The following is a 20,470-nucleotide window of genomic DNA, read 5'->3' on the forward strand; positions in this document are numbered from 1 at the left end:
CCGGCGAAAATCGGGGACTGAAGGTAGATCCGTATAGTACCGAAATTAGCGTTGACGGGGACGTGCGAGCCGGACCCTCTCATCGGGCTTTTTTAAGCTTGTTTTAAAAGTGGCGACCTAGAGTCGAATCACAGCAGCATGGAGAACGCATCGGACAGACGCGTTACTCCGACTCAACCGACTCAACCCTCGTGTCGGGGGGCATGTGATGCGACGCGACAACCTCAAGTACTTCCTGATCGTGGAATGTCTGACCGTGGCGGTGTCCGCGGGCTGCATGGCGCAATCCCCTCCGAACAACGTAAGCTCTGGCGCGAATGTGCCGGCTGCCAGGCTTCCAGGCCACGACACGGCGCCCGCTATAGTGACGGACTTCTCGCGCCTCGTCAGCGAAGAAGGCAAAGCAGTCGTCAATATCAGCGTGACAGCGGCTCAACCCGTCGCCACCGTCACTCCCCTCTGGCCGCCGGCCGGCAGCGAAGACGATCCTTTTACCCAGCAGTTCCAGCAGTTCGCCTACGCCCCTCCTGGCGCGGCAGGCCTGGCTTCGCAGCGCAGCGGCTCAGGATTCATCATCGCCGCCGATGGTTACATTCTCACCGACTCCAGCCTGATAACCAAAGCAACCCGAATCAGCGTGACGCTAAAGGACGGTCGCAAGTTCAAGGCCAAGGTGGTCGGCGACGACCCAGCGAGCGGTATCGCGCTGCTCAAGATTCCCGCCACCAAACTGCCGACAGTCAAAATTGGCTCACCGTCCGCGAACAAGGCCGGTCAGTGGGTCGTCTCGATCGGCTCCCCTTATGGACTGAACGACACGGTGACGGCAGGCATCATCAGCAACATGTCGCGGGCTTTGCCAGGCGAGTCGTACGTACCGCTTATCCAGACTGACGTGACCGAAAATGCGGGCGATGCAGGCAGCCCGGTGTTCGGTCTGAACGGCAACGTCATTGGGATCGAAATGCCTATCACGAAAGAGATCGGCGACGTTGAAGGAGCCGCGTTCGTGCTGCCGATCGATGAAGCGATGAAAGTTGCCCGACAGTTGCAACTGCACCACGAGGCGGAACACGGACGCCTCGGCATCACGATTCAGGATGTCAGCTGGCCGCTTGCGCAATCTTTCGGTCTGAACAGGCCGCAAGGGGCGCTCGTCAGCTCGGTCGACCCGCGAGGACCGGCTGCCAGGTCCGGTCTCAGACCAGGCGACGTCATCATGAAGATCAATGGCGTTGATATTCCAGATTCGACCCGGTTGCCCGTCACAGTAGCCGATCTCAAACCGGGCACATCCGTCCATCTCGTGTACTGGCGCGACAACGCCACGCACGATACGACAGTCGCGCTTGGCAGTCTGAATGCCACTCCTGCCGAGACCCCGGCCATTGCGCAGGTCGCAGCGCCCGATGGGTTGACCGTGCGTGGTTTGACCGCACAGGAGCGACACGACGCAGGTGTCGAAGGTGGTGTCCTGGTCGAAAAAAGCACGGGGGCCGGCGCGCTCGCCGGCATCGAACCGGGAGACATCATCCTGATGGTCGACAGCACTCATGTATCAAGTCCCGCCCAGTTCCGGCGGAAAGCGGCGAACAGCGGTAACGCGGTCGCGCTATTGGTCCAACGCGACGGACAGCGCATGTTCGTCACCATCGACATGGGCTAGGGTCTGTTTATATATGCAAATAGACCCTGGCAGCGCAGTGGCGGCGCGTACCTCATCGCCACACTTTACGAGGAGCTCGAAATGAACCAGCACGCAATCGTCAAAGTTGGCTTGACGGCACTCGCACTGAGTGCAAGCGTCCAATACGCGTTCGCGGCAACTCAGCCTTTACCCGCGGTACAGCACGAAGGTGAGGTTACGTTCCTGAGCGGCGGGATCGGCCTTGGCCAATCCACCGCTATCAAGGAGGTCATGCCAAGGTATCCGCTCACGCTCGAGTTTGCGGGCAAGGCGGCTAGCGGCAACGAGTACCTTGCGAATATCCCGGTGACGCTATCCGACATGCACGGCAATACGATATTGCAGACCACCGCAAAGGGTCCTTTCCTGTTGGCGTCGCTGCCTCACGGCCGGTATAGCGTAAGCGCCACATATAACGGCAAGACGGAGCGCAGGGACGTGAATATCGCTCCGTCGTCGCATGTGCATGAAGTGTTCCTGTGGTCGATGTAGACCGGCGTTTCGCGTTTCTGGCCGCACGCGATCCGATTCGCCGGCTTTCCGGCGCGTGACGACCGCGGCGGTGCATTCGTAACCGGTACTCGTGAAAAGTCGCGATGGGCAACCGAACCGACTCGGAGCTTGCCATGAAAAACGGTTCCAGCGAGCCTCTCGACGAAACCCGCCGCAGATGGCTCATCGCCACATCGGCCGTCGGCGCCATAGGAGGCGTGGCGGTCGTCGTTCCTTTTGTCGACTCGTTTGCGCCGCCAGCGAGTGCGAGGGCAGCCGGGGCGCCGGTCAGCGCCGACATCAGCAGACTCGAGCCTGGCAGCATGATGACCGTGGCGTGGCGCGGCAAGCCGATTTTCATCGTCAACAGAACCAACGAGATGCTGGCGGCCGTGCTCAAGGCCGACCCGATGGTCGCCGACCCGCATACCGAGCATCCGTTCTCGATACCGCTGCCGGCCTACTGCAACAACGAGTACCGGTCGCGCCCGGATCATCGCAACATACTCGTTGTGATCGGCGTGTGCACCCATCTCGGCTGCACCCCGCTGCCCCGCTTCCAGCCCGGGCCGCAACCCAGTCTGCCCGACGATTGGCCCGGGGGCTTTCTGTGCCCTTGTCACGGCTCGACTTACGACCTGGCCGGTCGAGTGTTCAAAGACAAACCCGCGCCCCAGAATCTGGATGTGCCGCGTTACATGTTTGCGTCGTCGACGAGCGTCGTTATCGGACAGGATGAAAAAGGCGAGGAGGCATAGCCGCGGCATACGGTCGAGGACGCGGGAAGTTCCTGCTACGGTCGCGCAATACCAGCCCGCCTCGCTACCGCTACATCGATCCGTGGCGGCCGGTCGAGCGCGCGGTGTCGCGCCGGTCGCCTATCACCGACCGAGATCGAGATCACCAATCGATGCGCGAAGCGAGCCGCTCGACAACCTCATCCCGGCCCAGTGACCCGATGAATCCGGCGGCATCAAGTCCTCAGCAATCCGATCGCCCACCTTGGGACCCCTGCCGTGCACGGCATACGAAGCGTCGTTGACGCGCACGGATTGCGTCGACGTGGCGGTCCTGCCGCGAGCCCGGGGCTGGAAAATATCGATACTGCGGGCGACGGCGTGCGCAATATGCTCCTTCGCAATCACGCCGGACACGTCGAACGCGCCATCGACAGCGGCATCGACGACGACCACCGCCATCACCGCGCGGCGCTGCCGGAGTTCGCTGATCACTTCGAACGCCGCATCGGATTGCTTCACGACGATGAAGTTGCGATAAGCCATGTCGGCATTCCGTTACCAGTTACGCAGGTTCCTGCGGTATTCGGAAGAAATTACTCACGCGGAAGGAGTCACGCCTCTGCAATATCAGATGCTCCTTCACGTCAGGGGATTTTCCGAGCGCTCCTGGGCCAGTATCGGCGAACTGGCTGAACGGTTGCAGGCCGCGCCCAACGGCACCGCGGCGCTCGTGTCCCGCTGCGAAGCCGCCGGGCTCGTCGAGCGTCGCCCCGACGCTTCCGACCGGCGACTCGTGCAGGTCCACCTTCTTCGTTTGCCGGGCCTTCAGCGTATGGATAGCAGGCACCTGCCACAAGGCGTCCCGCACGGTGGAGAGAACGGGCGATCATCATCGTGCCGGCACGGGGAAAGCCTTTAAGCCTGCTTTAATCGCCACTGCATAGATTGAAAGCGTACAAGGCCTGTCGTGCCTTCAACGAGCCAACGATCGATCCGCCACTGCCGACGCGGAGCAAGTTGATCGCTGCAGAGCCCCACTGATCGAAGCTGACAGACAGTTGACTGGCACTCTACTGGTTCTCTCGCACAAGGAGGACACACCATGCGTACGCTGCCTGCACTATGCGCTGGAATATGTTTGGGCTTCGCCCAGCTTGCCATCGCGCACCCGACCTCGGACGTCGCCCCGAAAACCGGGTGCAAGGATTTCTCCGCGATCGCCATTCATCAACGCGCCCCGATCGCTGACTGGGTCGCACCGCCGAGCCGTCATCGTGTGGTCCGGACTGACAGCGCGATCATAGTCAATGCTGCTGCCCCGGTTGGCCTCATTGTCGGCGAGTGCGGGAAACCGACCTGATAGAGGTCGAACGCAGATCGAACGTTTCTTCGGGCGTATCAGCCAGTTTCGGCTGCCTTCCACTGGTTTCGACTGGTTCGGGGGCGGCTAAGCGGTGTTCGCGTCGCCCATGCGCGGGTCTGGCTCACTCGTGAAAGCGTGAACCGGGCCTAGTTCGCTTGCCGCGATCCGACGATGAACCGAAGCCGTCGCCCCCGCTACGGCTCGCGGCGCGACCATTGTCTGGCCGCAATGAATGCTTCCAAAACCAGCTCATCTGCTGGTCTACCTCGTTATTTCTGAACCAGGCCGCGCTTGTGGACCGCCCGGCGCGTGGCGTTGCGGCGGCACTGTCGAGCGCACGGGCAGAGCCGCCTGGCGAGGCCGCCGTTTCGCGCTGCCTCGCGCGGAAGTAAAATCGTCGAATCAGGCGCGCGCCGGAGAGCCGCAAGAAGCTTGCAACGGAGCCCCGAGGATCTTCTGAAGCGCCGCATCGCCGGTTACCGAAAGAAGCTGTAGAAGCCACCTTCCCATCACCGAGACAGGAAATTCATTATGCTGAGCAAACCCGTGTTGACCGTCGCCGAGACGACCCGCATTGTCGATGCCGCCCGTGCGGAAGCCGAGAAGAACAAATGGCCTGTCGCGATCGTCGTCGCGGACGACGGCGGCCATCCGCTCGCGGTGCTGCGTCTCGACGGCGCGGCGCCCTCCACCTCGTATATCGCGACCGAAAAAGCGCGCACCGCGGCGCTCGGCCGGCGCGAAACCAAGGTCTATGAAGACATGATCAACAACGGCCGCACCGCGTTCCTCAGCGCACCGCTGCAGGGCACGCTCGAAGGCGGGGTGCCGGTGATCGTCGACGGCCACGTGGTCGGCGCGGTCGGCGTGTCGGGCGTCAAGTCGGAGCAGGATGCGCAGATCGCGAAAGCCGGCATTCAGGCGCTCGGCGTGTAAAGCGCCGAGCGCCAAAGCAATCCCGAGACACAACGCGGACCGATGCCCCCTCGTCGGTCCCATAACAGATGGAGCAGTCGATGACTCAGATGAACCCGCGCGGCGGACTGCAGGTCGCCGCCAACCTCGACCAGTTCGTCGAATCCGAAGCCCTGCCCGGCACCGGTATCGACAGCGCCGCTTTCTGGTCGGGATTCGACGCCCTCGTGCACGAGCTGGCGCCCAAAAATCGGGCGTTGCTCGCCGAGCGCGACCGCCTGCAAAGCGAACTCGACAACTGGCATCGGGCCAATCCCGGCCCGGTGCGGGATCTGCGCGCGTATCGTGCGTTTCTCGAAGGCATCGGCTACATCGTGCCCGTGCCCACCAGCGTCCAGGCCACGACCGACCACGTGGACAGCGAAATCTCCGGACAGGCCGGCCCGCAGCTCGTCGTGCCGCTGTCGAACCAGCGCTACGCGCTGAACGCCGCAAACGCGCGCTGGGGTAGCCTGTACGACGCGCTGTACGGCACCGACGCGATCCCCGAAACGGACGGCGCGGAAAAGCAGAAGGGCTTCAACCCGGTGCGCGGCGCCGCCGTGATCGCGTACGCGCGCAAGTTCCTCGATCAGGCCGCGCCGCTCGCGAACGGCTCGCACGCGGACGCAACGCGCTATAGCGTCGAGAACGGCCGGCTGGTCGTCGCGCTGAAGAGCGGCACCACGGCGCTGAAGACACCCGCGCAGTTGGTCGGCTATCAGGGCGACGCGAGCACGCCGTCGGCGGTGCTGCTCAAGCACAACGGCCTGCACGTCGAGATCCAGATCGATGCGAACGATTCGATCGGCAAGACCGATGCGGCCCATGTCAAGGACGTCGTCGTCGAAGCGGCCGTCACCACGATCATCGATTGCGAAGACTCGGTCGCGGCCGTCGATGCCGACGACAAGGTGCAGCTCTATCGCAACTGGCTCGGCCTCATGAACGGCGACCTGACCGAACAGGTCACGAAGAACGGCAAGACCTTCACGCGCCGGCTCAATGCCGATCGCGAATACATCGGCGCCGACGGCAAGTCGCAGGTCAAGCTGCATGGCCGCTCGCTGCTGTTCATCCGCAACGTCGGCCATCTGATGACGAACCCGGCCGTATTGACGAAAGACGGCCACGAGATTCCGGAAGGCATTCTCGACGCGGTGATCACCACGCTGTGCGCGCTGCGCGACCGCCAGAACAAGCTGAACTCGCGCACCGGCTCGATCTATATCGTGAAGCCGAAGATGCACGGACCGGCCGAAGTCGCGTTCGCGAGCGAACTGTTCGCGCGCGTCGAAGACCTGCTGAAGCTGCCGCGCAACACGATCAAGATGGGCATCATGGACGAAGAGCGCCGCACCAGCGTGAATCTGCTCGCCTGTATCGTCGAAGCGTCGGCGCGCGTTGCGTTCATCAACACGGGCTTCCTCGATCGCACCGGCGACGAGATGCACTCGGCGATGGAAGCGGGCCCGATGATGCGCAAGGGCGACATGAAGTCGAGCAAGTGGATCACGTCGTACGAGCGCAGCAACGTGCTGGTCGGTTTGAGCGCTGGCTTGCGCGGCCGCTCGCAGATCGGCAAGGGCATGTGGGCGATGCCCGACCTGATGCACGCAATGCTAGAGCAGAAGATCGGCCATCCGAAGGCCGGCGCGAACACCGCGTGGGTGCCCTCGCCGACCGCGGCGACGCTGCACGCGCTGCACTATCACCAGGTCGACGTGCAGGCGGTCCAGCAGGAACTCGAACGCACCGACTATGCGACGGTGCGCGACGAACTGCTCGACGGCCTGCTGACGATTCCGGTCGTCGAAAAGGCGCAATGGAGCGACGACGAAATCCGCGCCGAGGTCGACAACAACGCGCAGGGCATTCTCGGCTATGTGGTGCGCTGGATCGACCAGGGCGTCGGCTGCTCGAAAGTGCCGGACATTCACAACGTCGGCCTGATGGAAGACCGCGCGACGCTGCGTATTTCGAGCCAGCACATCGCCAACTGGCTGTATCACGGTGTGATCAAGCGCGAGCTCGTCGAGGAGACGTTCAAGCGCATGGCCAAGGTGGTGGACGCGCAAAACGCCGGTGATCCGCTGTACCAGCCGATGGCGCCCGGCTTCGACACGATCGCGTTCAAGGCCGCGCAGGCGCTCGTCTTCGAGGGGCGCCAGCAGCCGAGCGGATATACCGAGCCGTTGCTGCACAAGTTCCGGCTCGAGGTGAAGAAGCAGGGTTGAGGCCGTCCGGCCGAAACGACGACGGGCGCCGTGTAATGCGGCGCCCGTTTTTCCTTCCAGGTCGTGTCACTTCACGCGGCTTCTGCCGTCAATTGCGCCGCCTCGCCACCCGACGCTTCGTTCTTCATAAAGGCTTGCAGATACGCCTCGAATTCAGCCTTCACCTCGGGATGGCGCAGTGCGAATTCGACGGTCGCCTTCAGATAGCCGAGCTTGCTGCCGCAATCGAAGCGCGTGCCGAAGTAGCGATACGCTAGCACCTGCTCCTCGGTCAGCAACGACTGCACCGCGTCGGTCAGTTGCAGCTCGCCGCCCGCGCCCGGCTTCAGCGCGCGGATATGCTTGAAGATCGTCGGCATCAGCACGTAGCGGCCCACCACGCCGAGATTCGACGGCGCCTCGTCCGGCGCTGGCTTCTCGACGATGCCCGACAGCTTGATCACGTTGTCTTCCCACTCGCGGCCGTCGACGACGCCGTACGAGCGGCTGTCCTCGCGCGCGATCGTTTCGACGCCGATCACCGAGCTGTGATAGTGGTTGAAGGTATCGACGAGCTGACTCATCACGGGCTTCGCGCTATGCAGCAGGTCGTCGGCGAGAATCACCGCGAACGGGCTGTCGCCCACCAGTTTTTCGGCGCACAGCACCGCATGGCCGAGACCGAGCGCTTCGGCCTGGCGCACGTAAAAGCAGTCGACGTTGGCCGGCTTGATGCTACGCACGAGGTCGAGCAGCTTCTGCTTGTTGCGCGCTTCGAGTTCGGACTCGATCTCATAGGATTTATCGAAGTGATCTTCGATCGCGCGCTTGCTGCGGCCCGTCACGAAGATCATCTCGGTGATGCCGGCGTCGATCGCTTCTTCGACCGCGTACTGGATCAGCGGCTTGTCGACGATCGGCAGCATTTCCTTCGGACTTGCTTTGGTAGCCGGCAGGAATCGTGTCCCGAGGCCCGCTACGGGAAACACGGCTTTGGTGACTTTCAGCATGGTAGGCATTCCCACATCGGTTAGAAATTGGTGTGTTCGCGGACCTGGCGGCCAATCAATGCCGGCGCAAGACTAGCAGAAAAACTGCGAGGTTCACAGAAGCGGTCTTTCTCCGATTTAATTCGGATAATTCACGCATTAATCGCAATGCGATATTGTTAACAAATTATGAAATTATTACGTATCTATTGCCAGTTGGTGATCGAGCAAATCCGAAAGTCTTACCTTTCGGACGACCCCTGGCACGGGTCGCCTGGCGACCCGATGACCGGCTTCGGCAGCACGTCATTCCTGTTCGTCGACCGGTGGTAGCTTGCCTGGGTTCATCCGGTAACGACGGATCGGCTCGTTGCGCAAGGCATCGCGGTAGGCGGAGGCGGCCACCAGGATCAGCAGGACGGCCACGCCGGCCAGTAAATGCAGGTTCATGACTTCACCTCGGGGTCAGAAAATCCTTGCTTTAAATTAGCACGACAAAAGCGATAAATAATTCGATACCCCCATACGTCGGCGCGCCATTACAATTCGTCACAAAATCGATATCGGATTCAATGCGAAATGGAATTTTTTAATCATTTTTCAGGATTGCGGTGCTCTAGGATGGATGCGTCGCGGGTGCGCAAGACGCCCGCTCGAAGGCCTGTTCCGCGCAATTTTTTCTTTTTTCCGCTTCAGATAAGGACCGCGTATGAGCGACCCAGCACTGGATGCCGCCGGCTCATCCCTGCCCCTCTCCCCGCTGCCGCGCCCGGAGAAAAACCCGGCCGCGGCGCATGCGCGCAGCGACGCGCGTGTCGATAGCGCCGGCAAGGAGCACGCGATCGACGCGATGCGAGGCTTCGCCGCGCTGCTGGTCGCCTACTTTCATTGCCGCCAGATCGTGTGGGTCGGCATGCAGGCGTTTCATCAGAGCGTCGGACATTCATTGAGTCCCAGTAGTCTCGCCGCGTACCTGACGTTTCCGATCGCATGGGGCTCGGCCGGTGTGCCGATGTTCTTCGTCATCAGTGGCTACTGCATCCATCGCGGCGGCGCGCTGCGGCTCGCGGGCAATCCCGCTTACCGGCTCGATGCAGGCAACTTCTGGCTGCGACGCTTCGCGCGCATCTACCCGGTACTGCTCGCGGCGCTCGTACTGACCTTCGCGCTCGATACGTTGAGCCTGCAATTGCCGCCCGTCAGTCACAAGATTCGCGACATCGGCTGGCATCCGTTTCTGGTCAACCTGTTTTCGCTGCAGGGTGTGGCGGGTAAAACGTATGGCTCGAACGGCGCGCTGTGGACGCTGTCGCTCGAAGTGCAGTTCTATGCGATTTATCCGTTGCTGTTCGCGCTACGCAGACGCATCGGCATGAACGCCGTGCTCGCGCTCGTCGGCGCGATCAACGTTGCGTCCGCGTACGGGTTGGAGCGCCACGATGTGCAGTTCTTCACGTCGTACTGGTTCTCCTGGACGCTCGGTGCGTGGATCGCCGATGCCAAAGCGCGCAGCGTGCGAGCGGCGCGTGCGCCGGCATCGCTGTACGTGCTCGCGGCGGTATTGATCGCGGCAGGCTGCGTCGCGTTTCACTTCGGCCAGTACGGCGCGTTCCAGATATGGGCGCTCGGCTTTGCGTGCTATCTGTACAAGGCGCTCGATGGACGTCATGCCCCCCGGCGTGAAACGGGCGGCGTGCGCGCGCTGCTTCGTGCCGGGTCGGATGCAGTAGCGCGCCTGCTGTCGCGCGTCGGCGACTTCAGCTTCTCGCTGTATCTGATCCATCTGCCGATCTTCGTACTGCTGTCGGCGTGGCTGTTTCGTTCGTCGCTGCAGATGTCGATCTGGCCGTCGTTCGGCTATATGCTGGTCGCGGTGCCGGCCGCCTATGTGTTCTATCGGCTCGTTGAGTTGCCTGCGATGAAGTGGTCGGCGAGTTTTAAGCCTAAAGGGCGCTGATAGAACGTTGACATTGGATCAATCCCGCGCGTTCGGGTGCTTCACCATCATTTGATCTCGTTGAATAGCAACGTCGATACCTGGTGCTCGTCCTGAAGGGAAAATTGAAACGGTATCTCTGGATGCGTAAATTTGAGCCGGAGTTGCTTTAGAGCCGGGACCGGGACAAATCGCTGATTCTTAAACGTGTAGTACGACACTAACAGGCCAACGCGGGATGCCTGTGCATCGTCGAATACGTAAGTGTTATTCGGAAAGGCAAGCTTCCCTTCCTTCGTCGCCACGACGGCCCGACATGACGAAAGTAAACTCGGCAGATGAAGAAACGTCGGCTTGCGCGCTAGAGGGTTGACCAGCAGCGAGATCTGCCGGTACCGACTTCCGGCTTCGCCCGAACCGTTGCCGTGCCCTTCCACGCAGAGTAAGGGCGGATGCGTATCGGTTCGCGCTGCAATGAATACGTTGGCTGATTGCGGAAAGATTTCCGGCACATGCTCTCCGGGGAATGTCGTAGCGTGCGCAAAGCGATAGGATTTGCCGTCGACTGCCAGGCGATCCTTCCAGAGCTCAATGTTTAGCGTTTTCCGTTCCAGTTTGGCTTGCAGTTTCATAAAAGTGCCTGGCTCGCCTGGGTAGGAATAGACCACGCCGGCGTTTTGATCGGTCGGGTCACCGTTTTGTTTGATCGGGTCGCCAAACACTGCCCCCGCTTGGGCAACGTACAAGGCTTCGTAGCTGTCGTAAGACTGAGCCGCATGTGCGCTGCCAGATAGGGCGGCCATAGCGGCCACCAGTATCGTAGTGATTCTCATCGGTATGCTTTGGCGCCTGTCGCTTTCAGATAGTTGGGGTTAAGCGTCCAGAAAATCGTGCTTCCGTGGGCAGCACTGGAAAAGCAATCGCAGATCCTTATTGATCGGATCACTCATCGCCCATCCCTTGCACGCCAAGCCACGACGATCAAATTCGGATGATCCTTCACCGGAAATGAACGCGTTTTCCCTTCTGCAAGCGGCACGTCCTCAACGAGCGTGCGTACGCAGTTCAACAGCTTGTCGCACATCCGCGCGCAGTTCCCTCTCGTTACAGATCGGACGCAACTCAATTTCGATTTATTTCTTGCGTCCAAGAATCGTTTTAACCGTTAAGCATTCCGGATGCTCCGACGATTCCATATCGTCCGGACAAGACAACCATTCATAAAATTCGAGCCTCTGTTTTGCAGCATCCTGCCTGCACGCCGCCACCTGGAAGTCTGTATCAGGCATATAACCGCCTTTCCAGTCGTTGAATGCCATCCCAAATAACTTGCAATCGGATTGCAATTTTTCTTCCCACAGCTTGTGATTTTTCGCGAGTTCCGCGAGCGCTTCGCCCTTAGCGTTGGCGTGGAGATTTCGATAGAGTTTTTCAGCGTCACTTAGCATGCCCTTCGTGTCTGCATTTGTACACGCCAGATAGTCATCGCGCGTTTTCGCGGATGCCTCGCAAGTCGCGTCTGCAAAGGCGGCCGACGTGCCGCATGATAGGATCACTGCAACCGTTATCTTAGTGAGTCGCATCATAATTCCCCGTAGCAAACAGTCGGCCCTCAGCACGACGGCGCCTGACCAACCCCAGCGGGTGTTTGCCATGCGCCGCTGTGTATTGCAGAAATTTCGACGGCGCTTGATCGTAATGACCGGTATTAACGAGCGCGAAAAACTCGTTATTTCCACTTCTATGATTGAAGATGAAATCAACCACCGCATCGTACTCGTACTGAAACAACGGAACAAAAATTCTGCTATTTACAATTCGCTCGGCTTCGCGTAGATCATGATGAAGCAGTTTCAGCGCTTGCGGTTCGGTAATTCCATTTCCGTAAAGCGCTTCGGAAGGTGCACCGGATATTGGTCCGATATGGACCAGATGTCCGTATCCGATCGTGGCATTTCCGCCGCCGCCACCTCCATCCTTATCGTACAAATGCGACCGAAAGGCCTCCCACTGCGCAGTGAACTGAACTCCGGCTTGGGAAACATTCCACGGCTTGCCGATCCTGTCCGACTGGAGAATTACAAGTGAATTCGGGTTTGTATCTGTTAGTGCTGCTCCCAGGGCACTCTTCCTCGTCCATGGCACTTTTCTGATTCTGTCGTTCCATTTGACCTCTGCTGATTTTCCAGAACACACCCGACGAATTAATCATCCAAAGCAGCCACGGTCAACACCTTTAATTTGAGATTGAGATTTTTTGACAAATATTTACGATGATTTCGCGTATCTTATTTTCAATGCATATTTCCGCAATCGCGGTTCAACAAAAAGGGCGGCGTTGAGCCAACTTTACCGTCAGGGATCGATGCCGGTCGCGGTTCGGCCGGTGTACCGGTGTTCTGCGTGATCAGCGCTATTGCATCCATTGCAGCGGCGCGCTGCGGCTCGCGGATAATCCTGCGTGCCAGCTTGATGCGGGCAACTTGTGGCTGAGGCGCTTCGCGCGCATGCCGAAGTCTCGATTTCGACCGCCACTCGCCGCGCGCCGTTTGATTGACACAGGCAAAGCCCCCTAAAATCATCCGTCGCCCATTCCATCTCCCTGTAGTCGCCTGTTAGCGTGGTAGCCCAACAACTCCAGGGGACATCGTAGTGTCGTATCAACACGATCCGGATGCCGTGCAAGTGGTACTCAGTGCGCCTCAACTGGCGGCGGTGCTCTCCCGCCAGTCGATCAGCCCCACCGAAATGCTTTCCAACCGGCTATGGGGCGGTTTGCAGGTTGTCGGCGGGGTATTGGAAATGGTCGGGGCGGCGGCTCTGTGTGTGCTGCCCGAACCGACGATGGCAAGCAAGGCGGGGTGCGTTGTGTTCGGCGTGCATGGCTCAGATACGGCGTCGGCAGGTTTGCGACAAATCTGGACGGGCCGGGATACGGCCACGCTGACCCAGCAAGGAACGACGAAACTGGCCGAGGCGATGAAGGCCAGTCCTGACCTGGCAAACAAGATCGGCCTGTCAGTTGATATGATCGTGCCGTTTGGCTTCGCTGGCTCGATCAAGGCTGCACGCGTGGCCAGCGTCACGATGGGCAGGATCAATCTGCAAATGCATGAGGCGAAGGCCATTAATCCAAGGCTTGGCGGGCATACGATTCTGAAGCATATTGAGAAGGATGAGGCATGGCTACGGGAACGCCTTAAACGGGAACCCCAAAAAAGGGTTGTTTCATCGTTCTATAATCTTCAGGTGGCAGAGTTGGCGATATCTGATGTAATGAACTCAAATGCCTTGAAAATACAGAGCTGGATACAATCTCCGAAAAACCGCATTCCCCTTACATTGGTCAAGAAGGTTTGTGGCGATATAGGATACGGGGTAACGAGAAAAACCGACGAACTGACCAAGATGAACGAAGTCACCGTAATTTTGAAGTTTCAGGAATATAATAATATGCCGTATTACATATTAACCGCCCACGTGGGCTAAGGATAGCCAATGCTATCAGATCGCTACCCTAGAATGTACGAGCTTTTCGGTGCGTATTTCAATGAGGATTTTGATTTGTGGGGAAACACAATCCCTGAAATTGTCTCATGCTATAGAAATGATAGCCCACTGGAATATCAAAAGGAAATGGTTGATGAAATAAATTCATTCATGAATGAGCATCCGTCCGACCTCGATTCTGCGTTTGAAAGAGATTACGGCGCAGGGATTGATCCCAATCTGTGGGGCCACACTACTGCTTCATTCCTTGACGAACTCAAGCGCCTTCTGAGCGAGTAATCAACCTGTCGCCGCGCGAGGAATAAAAAAAACGGAGCGAAAGTCGTTCGAGACTTTCGCTCCGCTACGCCAAGCAAGGACTGGCCAAGCCCTCGTCTACCCTCGCGTAAAAATCACCTCGTCACCGCGCTGCCACGCCGGTCAGAATCTGCGCAACCCCATCCACATAGCTGCGCGTGCCGAAGCGCTCCTGCGCGGTCCGATAGCCGTTCCTGACCAGTTTGTCGCGCAAGTCGCCGTTCGAGCGCAATTCGGCGAGCGTATCGGCGAGCGCATGCGCGTCGCCCGGCGTACATAGCACGCCGTTCTCGTAGTCGTCGATGATTTCGAGCACGCCGCCTGCGCGCGACGCCACGACCGGCCGCTGCGCGAGCATCCCCTCGACGATCACGCGGCCGAACGGCTCCGGGGTGATCGACGTATGCACAACCGTATCGACCGCGCACATGCAGGCCGGAATATCGTGCTGGAAGCCGAGAAAATGCACGCGCTCGCCAAGCTTGTGCGCGGCGACGAAGGTGCGCAGTTCGCTTTCGTACTGGTCCTCGCCGAACAGCGCCGCGCCGACCAGCACCGCATGCATCTGCGGATTGAGCACCATCGCTTCGAGCAGCACATGTTGCCCCTTCCAACGCGCAAGCCGGCTGAACGAGCCGACGAGAAACGCGTCGCGCGGCAGATTCAGGCGCTCGCGCAGCAGCGCTTGCGGCACCGTGCGCAATGCGTCGAACGGTTCTGCGGCGATCCCGTTGAACACGACGTCGATGCGCTTGCTGTCGAACCGCGTGAGCTTCGCAAACGCCTGCGCCGACGCAGCCGAATTGGCGATCACGTGCGTGAGGCCGAGCCGCGCGCACCACTTGATGATCGCAAGCTGCTTGCCGCCGAAATGCTCGGCGCTGACGATGTCGCGCAAATGCCAGACCACCGGCCGTCTCACGAGCTTGCCGGCCACGGCGCCGATCACCATCGCACGCTGCGTGTTCGCGTAGATCACATCCACCTTGCGCGCGCGTTTCGCGGTGGCACGCACGAGCGAGATGAGTCCCTTCAACGCCTGACCTTTTGGCATCGAACCGCCCTGCTTGCGCACATTTTTGAGCGCGCCGGCATCGAGTACAGTGACCTCGACGTCGGTTTTCGCGAGTGCGGTGTTGAACGGCCCGTCGTCGAACAGCACGACCTCGATGCGCGAGCGCAGCGCCTTGACGATTTCGAGCAGCGACAGTTCGGCGCCGCCGAGCACGCCGCTCTGATCGACGGCAAGAATGCGCGGCACGTTCGCGGCGCCCTGCACGGCCGGCCGATACGGCGTATAGGCCGGCAGCGTCGCCGTGCGCAACGCGGGCACCGCCGCGCGCACCTGCGAGAAAAAGCGCTCGCGGAAATGCGCGGCCGAAAACTGCTCGGCGTTGCCGCGGCAATTCTCCGGCAGGAACCGGTGCCGAAGCTCGTCGAAACGATTCACGGCAGCGATGATCGAGTCGGTATCCTGATCATCGAAGAACATGCCGGTCGGCTTCGGTTCGGACAGATCGCGCACCGTTTCGAGCGCCCCGCCCTTGCCGTACGCGATCACCGGCGTGCCGCAAGCCTGCGCCTCGACCACCGAAATGCCGAAGTCCTCTTCGGCCGCGAACACGAATGCCTTCGCGCGGCTCATGCGGTCCTTCAGCACCTCGAACGGTTGATAGCCCATGATCTCGACGTTCGGCCCCGCCTTCGCGCGGATCTGCGCCATGTCGGGTCCGTCGCCGATCACGACGAGCTTGCGCTCGGGCATCCGCGCGAACGCCTCGACGATCAGATCGATTTTCTTGTACGGCACCATGCGCGAGGCGGTCAGATAAAAGTCTTGCTTCTCCGTGCACAGCGTGAACGCCTCGACATCGACCGGCGGGAAGATCACCTGCGCCTCGCGCTGATACACCTTCTTGATGCGTCGCGCGATGAACGCCGAGTTCGCGACGAAGCCGTCGACCGAGTTGGACGTGCGGATATCCCAGTTGCGCATGTAATGCAGAATCAGCCGCGCCAGCGCCGACTTCGGGCCGTTGGTCAGCTTCGACTGCTGCAGATACTGATGCTGCAAATCCCACGCATAGCGGATCGGCGAATGCACATAGCTGATATGCACCTGATCAGGACCGGTCAGTATGCCCTTGGCGACCGCGTGACTGCTCGAGATCACGACGTCGTACGCCGACACGTCGAGCTGCTCGATCGCGAGCGGCATCAGCGGCAGATACGAGCGGTACTTGCTGCGCGCAAGCGGCAACTTCTGGATGAACGACGTCGTCACCGGCTTGCCGCGCAGGAAGCTGCGATCGTCGAGAAAGTCCACGAGGCTGAACAGGTCCGCGTCGGGAAAGCACGCGATGATCTGCTCGAGCACTTTCTCCGCGCCCGCGTAGGTGACGAGCCAGTCGTGCACGATCGCGATGCGCACGCTTTTGCTCGCGCGCGGTGCGGTACGGCGCGGTGCCGGCTGGATGCCGGGCACGCTCGTCAGTTCGTCGAGCGCGCTGCGCGTCGCGGGCCTCAACAGTTTTTTTTCAAGGACGTCATGATTCATGCGCTTTTCCTCGGATTCAGTCGCAATAGCAGTGAACGCGCAAGATTGCGCAAGGCGGGCGTCATCGTGATCGACCACGCGACGTTCGCGCCGACCATCAGCACACCGGCGGCGATCGCGAGCGCGAGGCTCGGCAGGAAGCTGGCGAGCCACAGACTGGCGAGCAGGAAAGCGAGATGGGCGAGCATGTCGAGCACGATCTGGCGCGCGCGGATCGCGGCGAAACGCAGCAGCACCGCGTAGTCGAACAGCGCGCGGGCAGCGACCGCGACCGCCGCGCCCGTCAGCCCGAAATGCGTGATACCGAGCCACAACGCGCCGGCGAAAAGCGGCAACTCGACGAGGCCGATGCGCGCGGCGGTGGCTGGATTGACCTGCGACTGAATCAGGATGCGCGTCACGTTCGCCTGGCCGACGAGCCACACGGCGACGATCATGATGCGGCCCACGGGCGCCGCGACCGTCGCGATCTCGTTGCCGACCCACAGATGCAGGAACGGTTCGAGCACCAGCATCGCGATGAGCGCGACCGGCGTGAACACGCCGTTCAGAAATTCGAGCGATTGCTGCGTGATCGTGTCGGCGTCGGCGCGGCCGACTGCGGAAAGCCGCGGAAACAGCGTGCGTACCAGCGCGGTCGGCACGATGTTCAGACGCGTGACGAGGTTCTGCGGCACCGTGTAGTACGTGACGAAACGCGCGCCGAGCCGTGAACCGAGCATGACGCGATCGAGCGAATCGGCGACCATCGTCGTCACGCTCGCGATCAGCATCCAGCCACCGAAGTTGAACAGCCCCTTTGCGACGCCGAGCCGCGGCGGCTGAATGCTGCGTATTTCAAGCACTTTCAGCGCGTAGCGGCCGAGCAGCAACGCCGCGAGAATCCGCGCGACGACTGCCGCGGCGAGTACGTTCTGCAAAGTCGCGCCGAGCCAGAACGCGGCGCCGAGCGGCAGCAGCTGGAACAGGAACGTGCCGATGGTCTGGTTCGTGTTGTAGACGCCGAAGCGTTCCGCGCCGTTGATCGCGCCCGCGAACACCCACGACACGTTGGCGATCGGAATCGCGACCGCGAGCCACGGCAGCGCCATATAGACTTCGTGCTGCAGCTCGGGCGATACCTTCGTGAAATACGCGGTGTACAGGAACGCGCCGAAGTAGATGATCAGACCGCCGACAACGCCGGTCGTCAGATTGAGCCAGGTTGCGCTCCAGAACACGCGCGCGCTTTCCTGCTGATCGCCCGACGCGCGCGCCTTCGAAATATGGTTCTGCGCGGCCATGCTCATGCCGAGATCGAGAATCCCGAAGTAGCCGATCAGCGTCCACACGAGACTGATCACACCGTAGCGCTCCACGCCGAGCAGCCGGATATACGACGGAACGGTCACGAGCGATACGAACGTCGGCAGCACGAGCCCGAAAAAGTTGATCGCCACGTTCCTGAGAATGCCTTTGTCCATCGAATCCCTTCGGTTTTGCGGTTAGATTGGGTGCGGGGCTGCGTCAGCGAGGCCAACGCACCTCAAGGCTTCCAGCGATACATCAGCACCTTGCCGCGCGCGTCTTCCTCGACGAACACCAGGTACTCGCCATCGCCGCGCTTCGTCGCGCTGATGCCGTTCGGCACGTCGACCCAACCCGACGCGCGGCCCACTTCGGGGCCCGGCCGGATCACGCCGAGTTCCTTGCCGCTGTCCTTGTCCCACACGTGCACCGCGCCGACCGGCTCGACGCCGAACACGTACTGTCCCTCGACCGTGACGCCGATGATCGTCGCGATGGGCTTGCTCTGCGTCTGCCAAGGCAGCGTGATCGCGTAGCGCTGCACCGGCTTGCCGCTCGACCACTTGTCATAGCGCACCAGCACGCGGCCCACTTCCTTCCAGAAGCCCTGCGCGGTCGGCATATCGGCCGTATAGCCGCTCACGTACATCGTGTCGGTGTCCGATTCATAGATCGCGCGATGCAGTTCGCTGAACGGTGCCGGCACCGGGTACTGCGTCAGGTTCGAGTACGAGTAGACCGGGTTGCCCTTCGCATCGAGTCCGCCGAAACGGAAGCGATAGATGCCCTTCGTATCCCGGGTACGCCAGATGTCGCCGGCCATGTCGACCCACCAGCCCCAGCCGCCCGCGAGCTTCGTGCCGCTCGTGTTCAGCGTGTATTCGTCGCGATCGAAGCGCCCGTCGCCATTCGTGTCGCGCCAGATCCAGTCACCGCCCGGCGGTGCATTCGGCACCTTCGCGACCGCGCGCTCGCGACCTGCGATAAATCCCGAGGGAATCGCGGTCTCCCCGTCATGCTGCGGATCGAAGCGATAGATCTTCAGATGATCCGCATACATGTCGGTCAGATAGAGGAACGTGTGCCCCTTCAACCGCCGCGCGATCGGCAGCCCCGGATACTGGTCGGTATGGAACACCGGATCGTCCGGGTACTTGAACCGATTCGACAGGAACCCCGCGTATTTCCAGTCCTGTCCAGACGGCTTCGACAAATCGAGTTCGAAGCGCTTGTTGCCGGTATAGACGCTGTCGGGCCGGGCCGGATCGATCCACGCGCCGTCGACGAACAGCAGCCCCTCGACCTGCCAGTTGCGCTTGCCGCTCGGCGCATAACTTTCGAGTGTCGCGCCGAGGCCCGCGCCGATCGGCTCGTAACGCGGACCGATGCCATTGGTCGACACGTACACGTTGCCGCGCGCATCGACACCCACGCCGGTCAACCCGTTGAATCGCAACGGTCCGGGCTTGCCCGCGACGCCGCTGAAAATGCCGCCGCGCTCGCCGAGCGTGCCCGACTCCGTGTAGCGGCCGTCGCGCTTCGTGAAAAACAGCACCTGCTGGCGCGGACCGTTATCGGCGATCAGGAGGCGGCCTTGCGCATCGACGGCGAGGCCGACCGCGACCGTATCGGCCGGCAGCGTGATGGTCTCGTCGATGCGCTGACCGGTCGCCGTGTAATGCTCGATACCCGGCGCGCGATCGCCGCGCGTGCCGCTGAGCACCCATAGCGTGCCGTCGGGCGCGAGCGCGATACGTCCAGGCTCGTGCACGTTCCACGTCGCTTTCTGCTGCATCGATTCGGCATCGTAGACTTCGATGCGATTGCGCGCGGTATTGGCCGCGAACAGCGTCGTGTCGTTCGCGGCGAGCCCGCCGATCTCGGCGTTCGTGCCGGTCGGCACTTCGTTCATCATCAGAAAGCCGGCCGCGAGCTGCGCGTGCGGGTCCGCGTTTTTAGCGGCGGGCTGAAACGGTGCCACGCGCTTCGGCTCGTCGATCAGGCGCCGCGAGATACCAAACCATTGCTTACCCTTGTCCGGCCACACGCCCGGCTCGACCAGGCGTCCCTTTTCATTGCCGACCGCGATCGCGACGAACGCATACTTCCGGTTGACCGCGATCGCATTGCCGCCGGCGTTGCCCCAGCCATGCGTGCCGCCCGCGAAGCCGAGCATCTTGCCGTCCTGATAGACGCTCGCTTCAGCGCCGCTTTCGTCCCACGGCGCGTTCGTATAGACCTTGCCGTCGGGCGTGACCGCGATCGCGGTGATATCGATCTGCGTCCATGTGCCATCGCCAAAGCCGAAGCTGTTGCCGATCCATGAGGTCTTCGCGTTCAAAGCGGTTTCGGCGCGCGCCGGCAGACCGGCCGATGCGGCGACGACGCCGGCAGCGCAGACTGTCAGGGCGAACCAGCTTTTGAACGTGATACGGCGCAAGG

Annotated in this window: 19 protein-coding genes and 1 pseudogene; 10 read left to right on the plus strand and 10 right to left on the minus strand. The window is 61.1% G+C overall.

Features of this window, described 5'->3' with window-relative positions:
- Positions 1-208 precede the first annotated feature (208 nt).
- The 3 genes from OKW38_RS09700 to petA all read left to right on the plus strand — a co-directional run bounded on the left by OKW38_RS09700 (position 209) and on the right by petA (position 2,937).
- On the plus strand, positions 209-1,666 hold the full coding sequence (locus OKW38_RS09700; protein ID WP_429336466.1) for a trypsin-like peptidase domain-containing protein: 1,458 nt from the start codon (positions 209-211) through the stop codon (positions 1,664-1,666).
- A gap of 81 nt (positions 1,667-1,747) precedes the next feature.
- Positions 1,748-2,179: a carboxypeptidase regulatory-like domain-containing protein gene (locus tag OKW38_RS09705; protein ID WP_090804862.1), complete on the plus strand. Its 432-nt coding sequence runs from the start codon at positions 1,748-1,750 to the stop codon at positions 2,177-2,179.
- A 134-nt stretch (positions 2,180-2,313) separates the two neighbouring features.
- The gene (gene petA, locus OKW38_RS09710) at positions 2,314-2,937 is read left to right on the plus strand and encodes a ubiquinol-cytochrome c reductase iron-sulfur subunit (RefSeq protein ID WP_090805769.1); all 624 of its coding nucleotides are present in this window, start codon (positions 2,314-2,316) and stop codon (positions 2,935-2,937) included.
- 123 nt (positions 2,938-3,060) lie between these two features.
- On the opposite strand, the gene OKW38_RS09715 is transcribed toward petA, so the two are convergent.
- The gene (locus OKW38_RS09715; protein ID WP_429361230.1) at positions 3,061-3,462 is read right to left on the minus strand and encodes a hypothetical protein; all 402 of its coding nucleotides are present in this window, start codon (positions 3,460-3,462) and stop codon (positions 3,061-3,063) included.
- Between OKW38_RS09715 and OKW38_RS09720 the strand changes: the two are divergent.
- From OKW38_RS09720 to OKW38_RS09735, 4 genes and pseudogenes are all read left to right on the plus strand, one after another.
- Positions 3,461-3,727: pseudogene (locus OKW38_RS09720) on the plus strand (MarR family winged helix-turn-helix transcriptional regulator); the annotation flags it as partial. The gene OKW38_RS09715 and the pseudogene OKW38_RS09720 overlap by 2 nt on opposite strands.
- Before the next feature lie 294 nt (positions 3,728-4,021).
- Positions 4,022-4,279 (plus strand): hypothetical protein, encoded by a 258-nt coding sequence (locus tag OKW38_RS09725; RefSeq protein ID WP_143037170.1) that lies wholly within the window; start codon positions 4,022-4,024, stop codon positions 4,277-4,279.
- Positions 4,280-4,813: 534 nt separating this feature from the next.
- Complete coding sequence (locus OKW38_RS09730) at positions 4,814-5,218, plus strand: heme-binding protein (RefSeq protein ID WP_184003617.1); 405 nt, start codon at positions 4,814-4,816, stop codon at positions 5,216-5,218.
- Between the two features lie 80 nt (positions 5,219-5,298).
- The gene (locus tag OKW38_RS09735; RefSeq protein WP_429361232.1) at positions 5,299-7,473 is read left to right on the plus strand and encodes a malate synthase G; all 2,175 of its coding nucleotides are present in this window, start codon (positions 5,299-5,301) and stop codon (positions 7,471-7,473) included.
- Positions 7,474-7,544: 71 nt separating this feature from the next.
- Here the strand turns inward: OKW38_RS09735 and galU are convergent, their stop codons facing one another.
- A complete protein-coding gene (gene galU, locus OKW38_RS09740) occupies positions 7,545-8,462 on the minus strand; it encodes a UTP--glucose-1-phosphate uridylyltransferase GalU (protein ID WP_184066584.1) in 918 nt (305 codons plus the stop codon).
- A gap of 285 nt (positions 8,463-8,747) precedes the next feature.
- Positions 8,748-8,891: a hypothetical protein gene (locus OKW38_RS09745; RefSeq protein WP_008921966.1), complete on the minus strand. Its 144-nt coding sequence runs from the start codon at positions 8,889-8,891 to the stop codon at positions 8,748-8,750.
- 259 nt (positions 8,892-9,150) lie between these two features.
- On the opposite strand from OKW38_RS09745, the gene OKW38_RS09750 reads away from it, so the two are divergent.
- Positions 9,151-10,398, plus strand: a complete 1,248-nt coding sequence (locus OKW38_RS09750) for an acyltransferase family protein (RefSeq protein WP_429361234.1) — start codon at positions 9,151-9,153, stop codon at positions 10,396-10,398.
- A gap of 47 nt (positions 10,399-10,445) precedes the next feature.
- Here the strand turns inward: OKW38_RS09750 and OKW38_RS09755 are convergent, their stop codons facing one another.
- The 4 genes from OKW38_RS09755 to OKW38_RS09770 form a co-directional block, all read right to left on the minus strand.
- On the minus strand, positions 10,446-11,180 hold the full coding sequence (locus OKW38_RS09755; RefSeq protein WP_429361236.1) for a hypothetical protein: 735 nt from the start codon (positions 11,178-11,180) through the stop codon (positions 10,446-10,448).
- Between the two features lie 330 nt (positions 11,181-11,510).
- Entirely contained in the window at positions 11,511-11,960 is a 450-nt protein-coding gene (locus OKW38_RS09760) for a hypothetical protein (protein WP_429336459.1), read from the minus strand.
- Positions 11,947-12,573, minus strand: coding sequence for a lysozyme (locus OKW38_RS09765; protein WP_429361238.1), 627 nt, complete (start codon positions 12,571-12,573; stop codon positions 11,947-11,949). The genes OKW38_RS09760 and OKW38_RS09765 overlap by 14 nt, the downstream gene beginning before the upstream one ends.
- 98 nt (positions 12,574-12,671) lie before the next feature.
- Positions 12,672-12,959, minus strand: a complete 288-nt coding sequence (locus OKW38_RS09770) for a hypothetical protein (RefSeq protein ID WP_429361239.1) — start codon at positions 12,957-12,959, stop codon at positions 12,672-12,674.
- A gap of 70 nt (positions 12,960-13,029) precedes the next feature.
- Between OKW38_RS09770 and OKW38_RS09775 the strand changes: the two genes are divergently transcribed.
- Both OKW38_RS09775 and OKW38_RS09780 read left to right on the plus strand, forming a co-directional pair.
- Positions 13,030-13,866 (plus strand): RNase A-like domain-containing protein, encoded by an 837-nt coding sequence (locus OKW38_RS09775; protein ID WP_429361241.1) that lies wholly within the window; start codon positions 13,030-13,032, stop codon positions 13,864-13,866.
- Positions 13,867-13,875: 9 nt separating this feature from the next.
- Positions 13,876-14,166, plus strand: coding sequence for a contact-dependent growth inhibition system immunity protein (locus OKW38_RS09780; RefSeq protein ID WP_429361243.1), 291 nt, complete (start codon positions 13,876-13,878; stop codon positions 14,164-14,166).
- Positions 14,167-14,287: 121 nt separating this feature from the next.
- Here the strand turns inward: OKW38_RS09780 and OKW38_RS09785 are convergent, their stop codons facing one another.
- The 3 genes from OKW38_RS09785 to OKW38_RS09795 all read right to left on the minus strand — a co-directional run bounded on the left by OKW38_RS09785 (position 14,288) and on the right by OKW38_RS09795 (position 20,468).
- Positions 14,288-16,741, minus strand: coding sequence for a glycosyltransferase family 4 protein (locus OKW38_RS09785; protein WP_429361245.1), 2,454 nt, complete (start codon positions 16,739-16,741; stop codon positions 14,288-14,290).
- A complete protein-coding gene (locus tag OKW38_RS09790; protein WP_429336455.1) occupies positions 16,738-18,204 on the minus strand; it encodes a flippase in 1,467 nt (488 codons plus the stop codon). Before OKW38_RS09790 ends, OKW38_RS09785 begins: the two co-directional genes overlap by 4 nt.
- 62 nt (positions 18,205-18,266) lie before the next feature.
- Positions 18,267-20,468 (minus strand): hypothetical protein, encoded by a 2,202-nt coding sequence (locus OKW38_RS09795; RefSeq protein ID WP_429361247.1) that lies wholly within the window; start codon positions 20,466-20,468, stop codon positions 18,267-18,269.
- Between the last annotated feature and the right edge of the window lie 2 nt (positions 20,469-20,470).

The sequence above is a fragment of the Paraburkholderia sp. MM5496-R1 genome (genome assembly GCF_050436205.1).
In the GTDB taxonomy this organism is placed as follows: Bacteria; Pseudomonadota; Gammaproteobacteria; order Burkholderiales; family Burkholderiaceae; genus Paraburkholderia; species Paraburkholderia tuberum.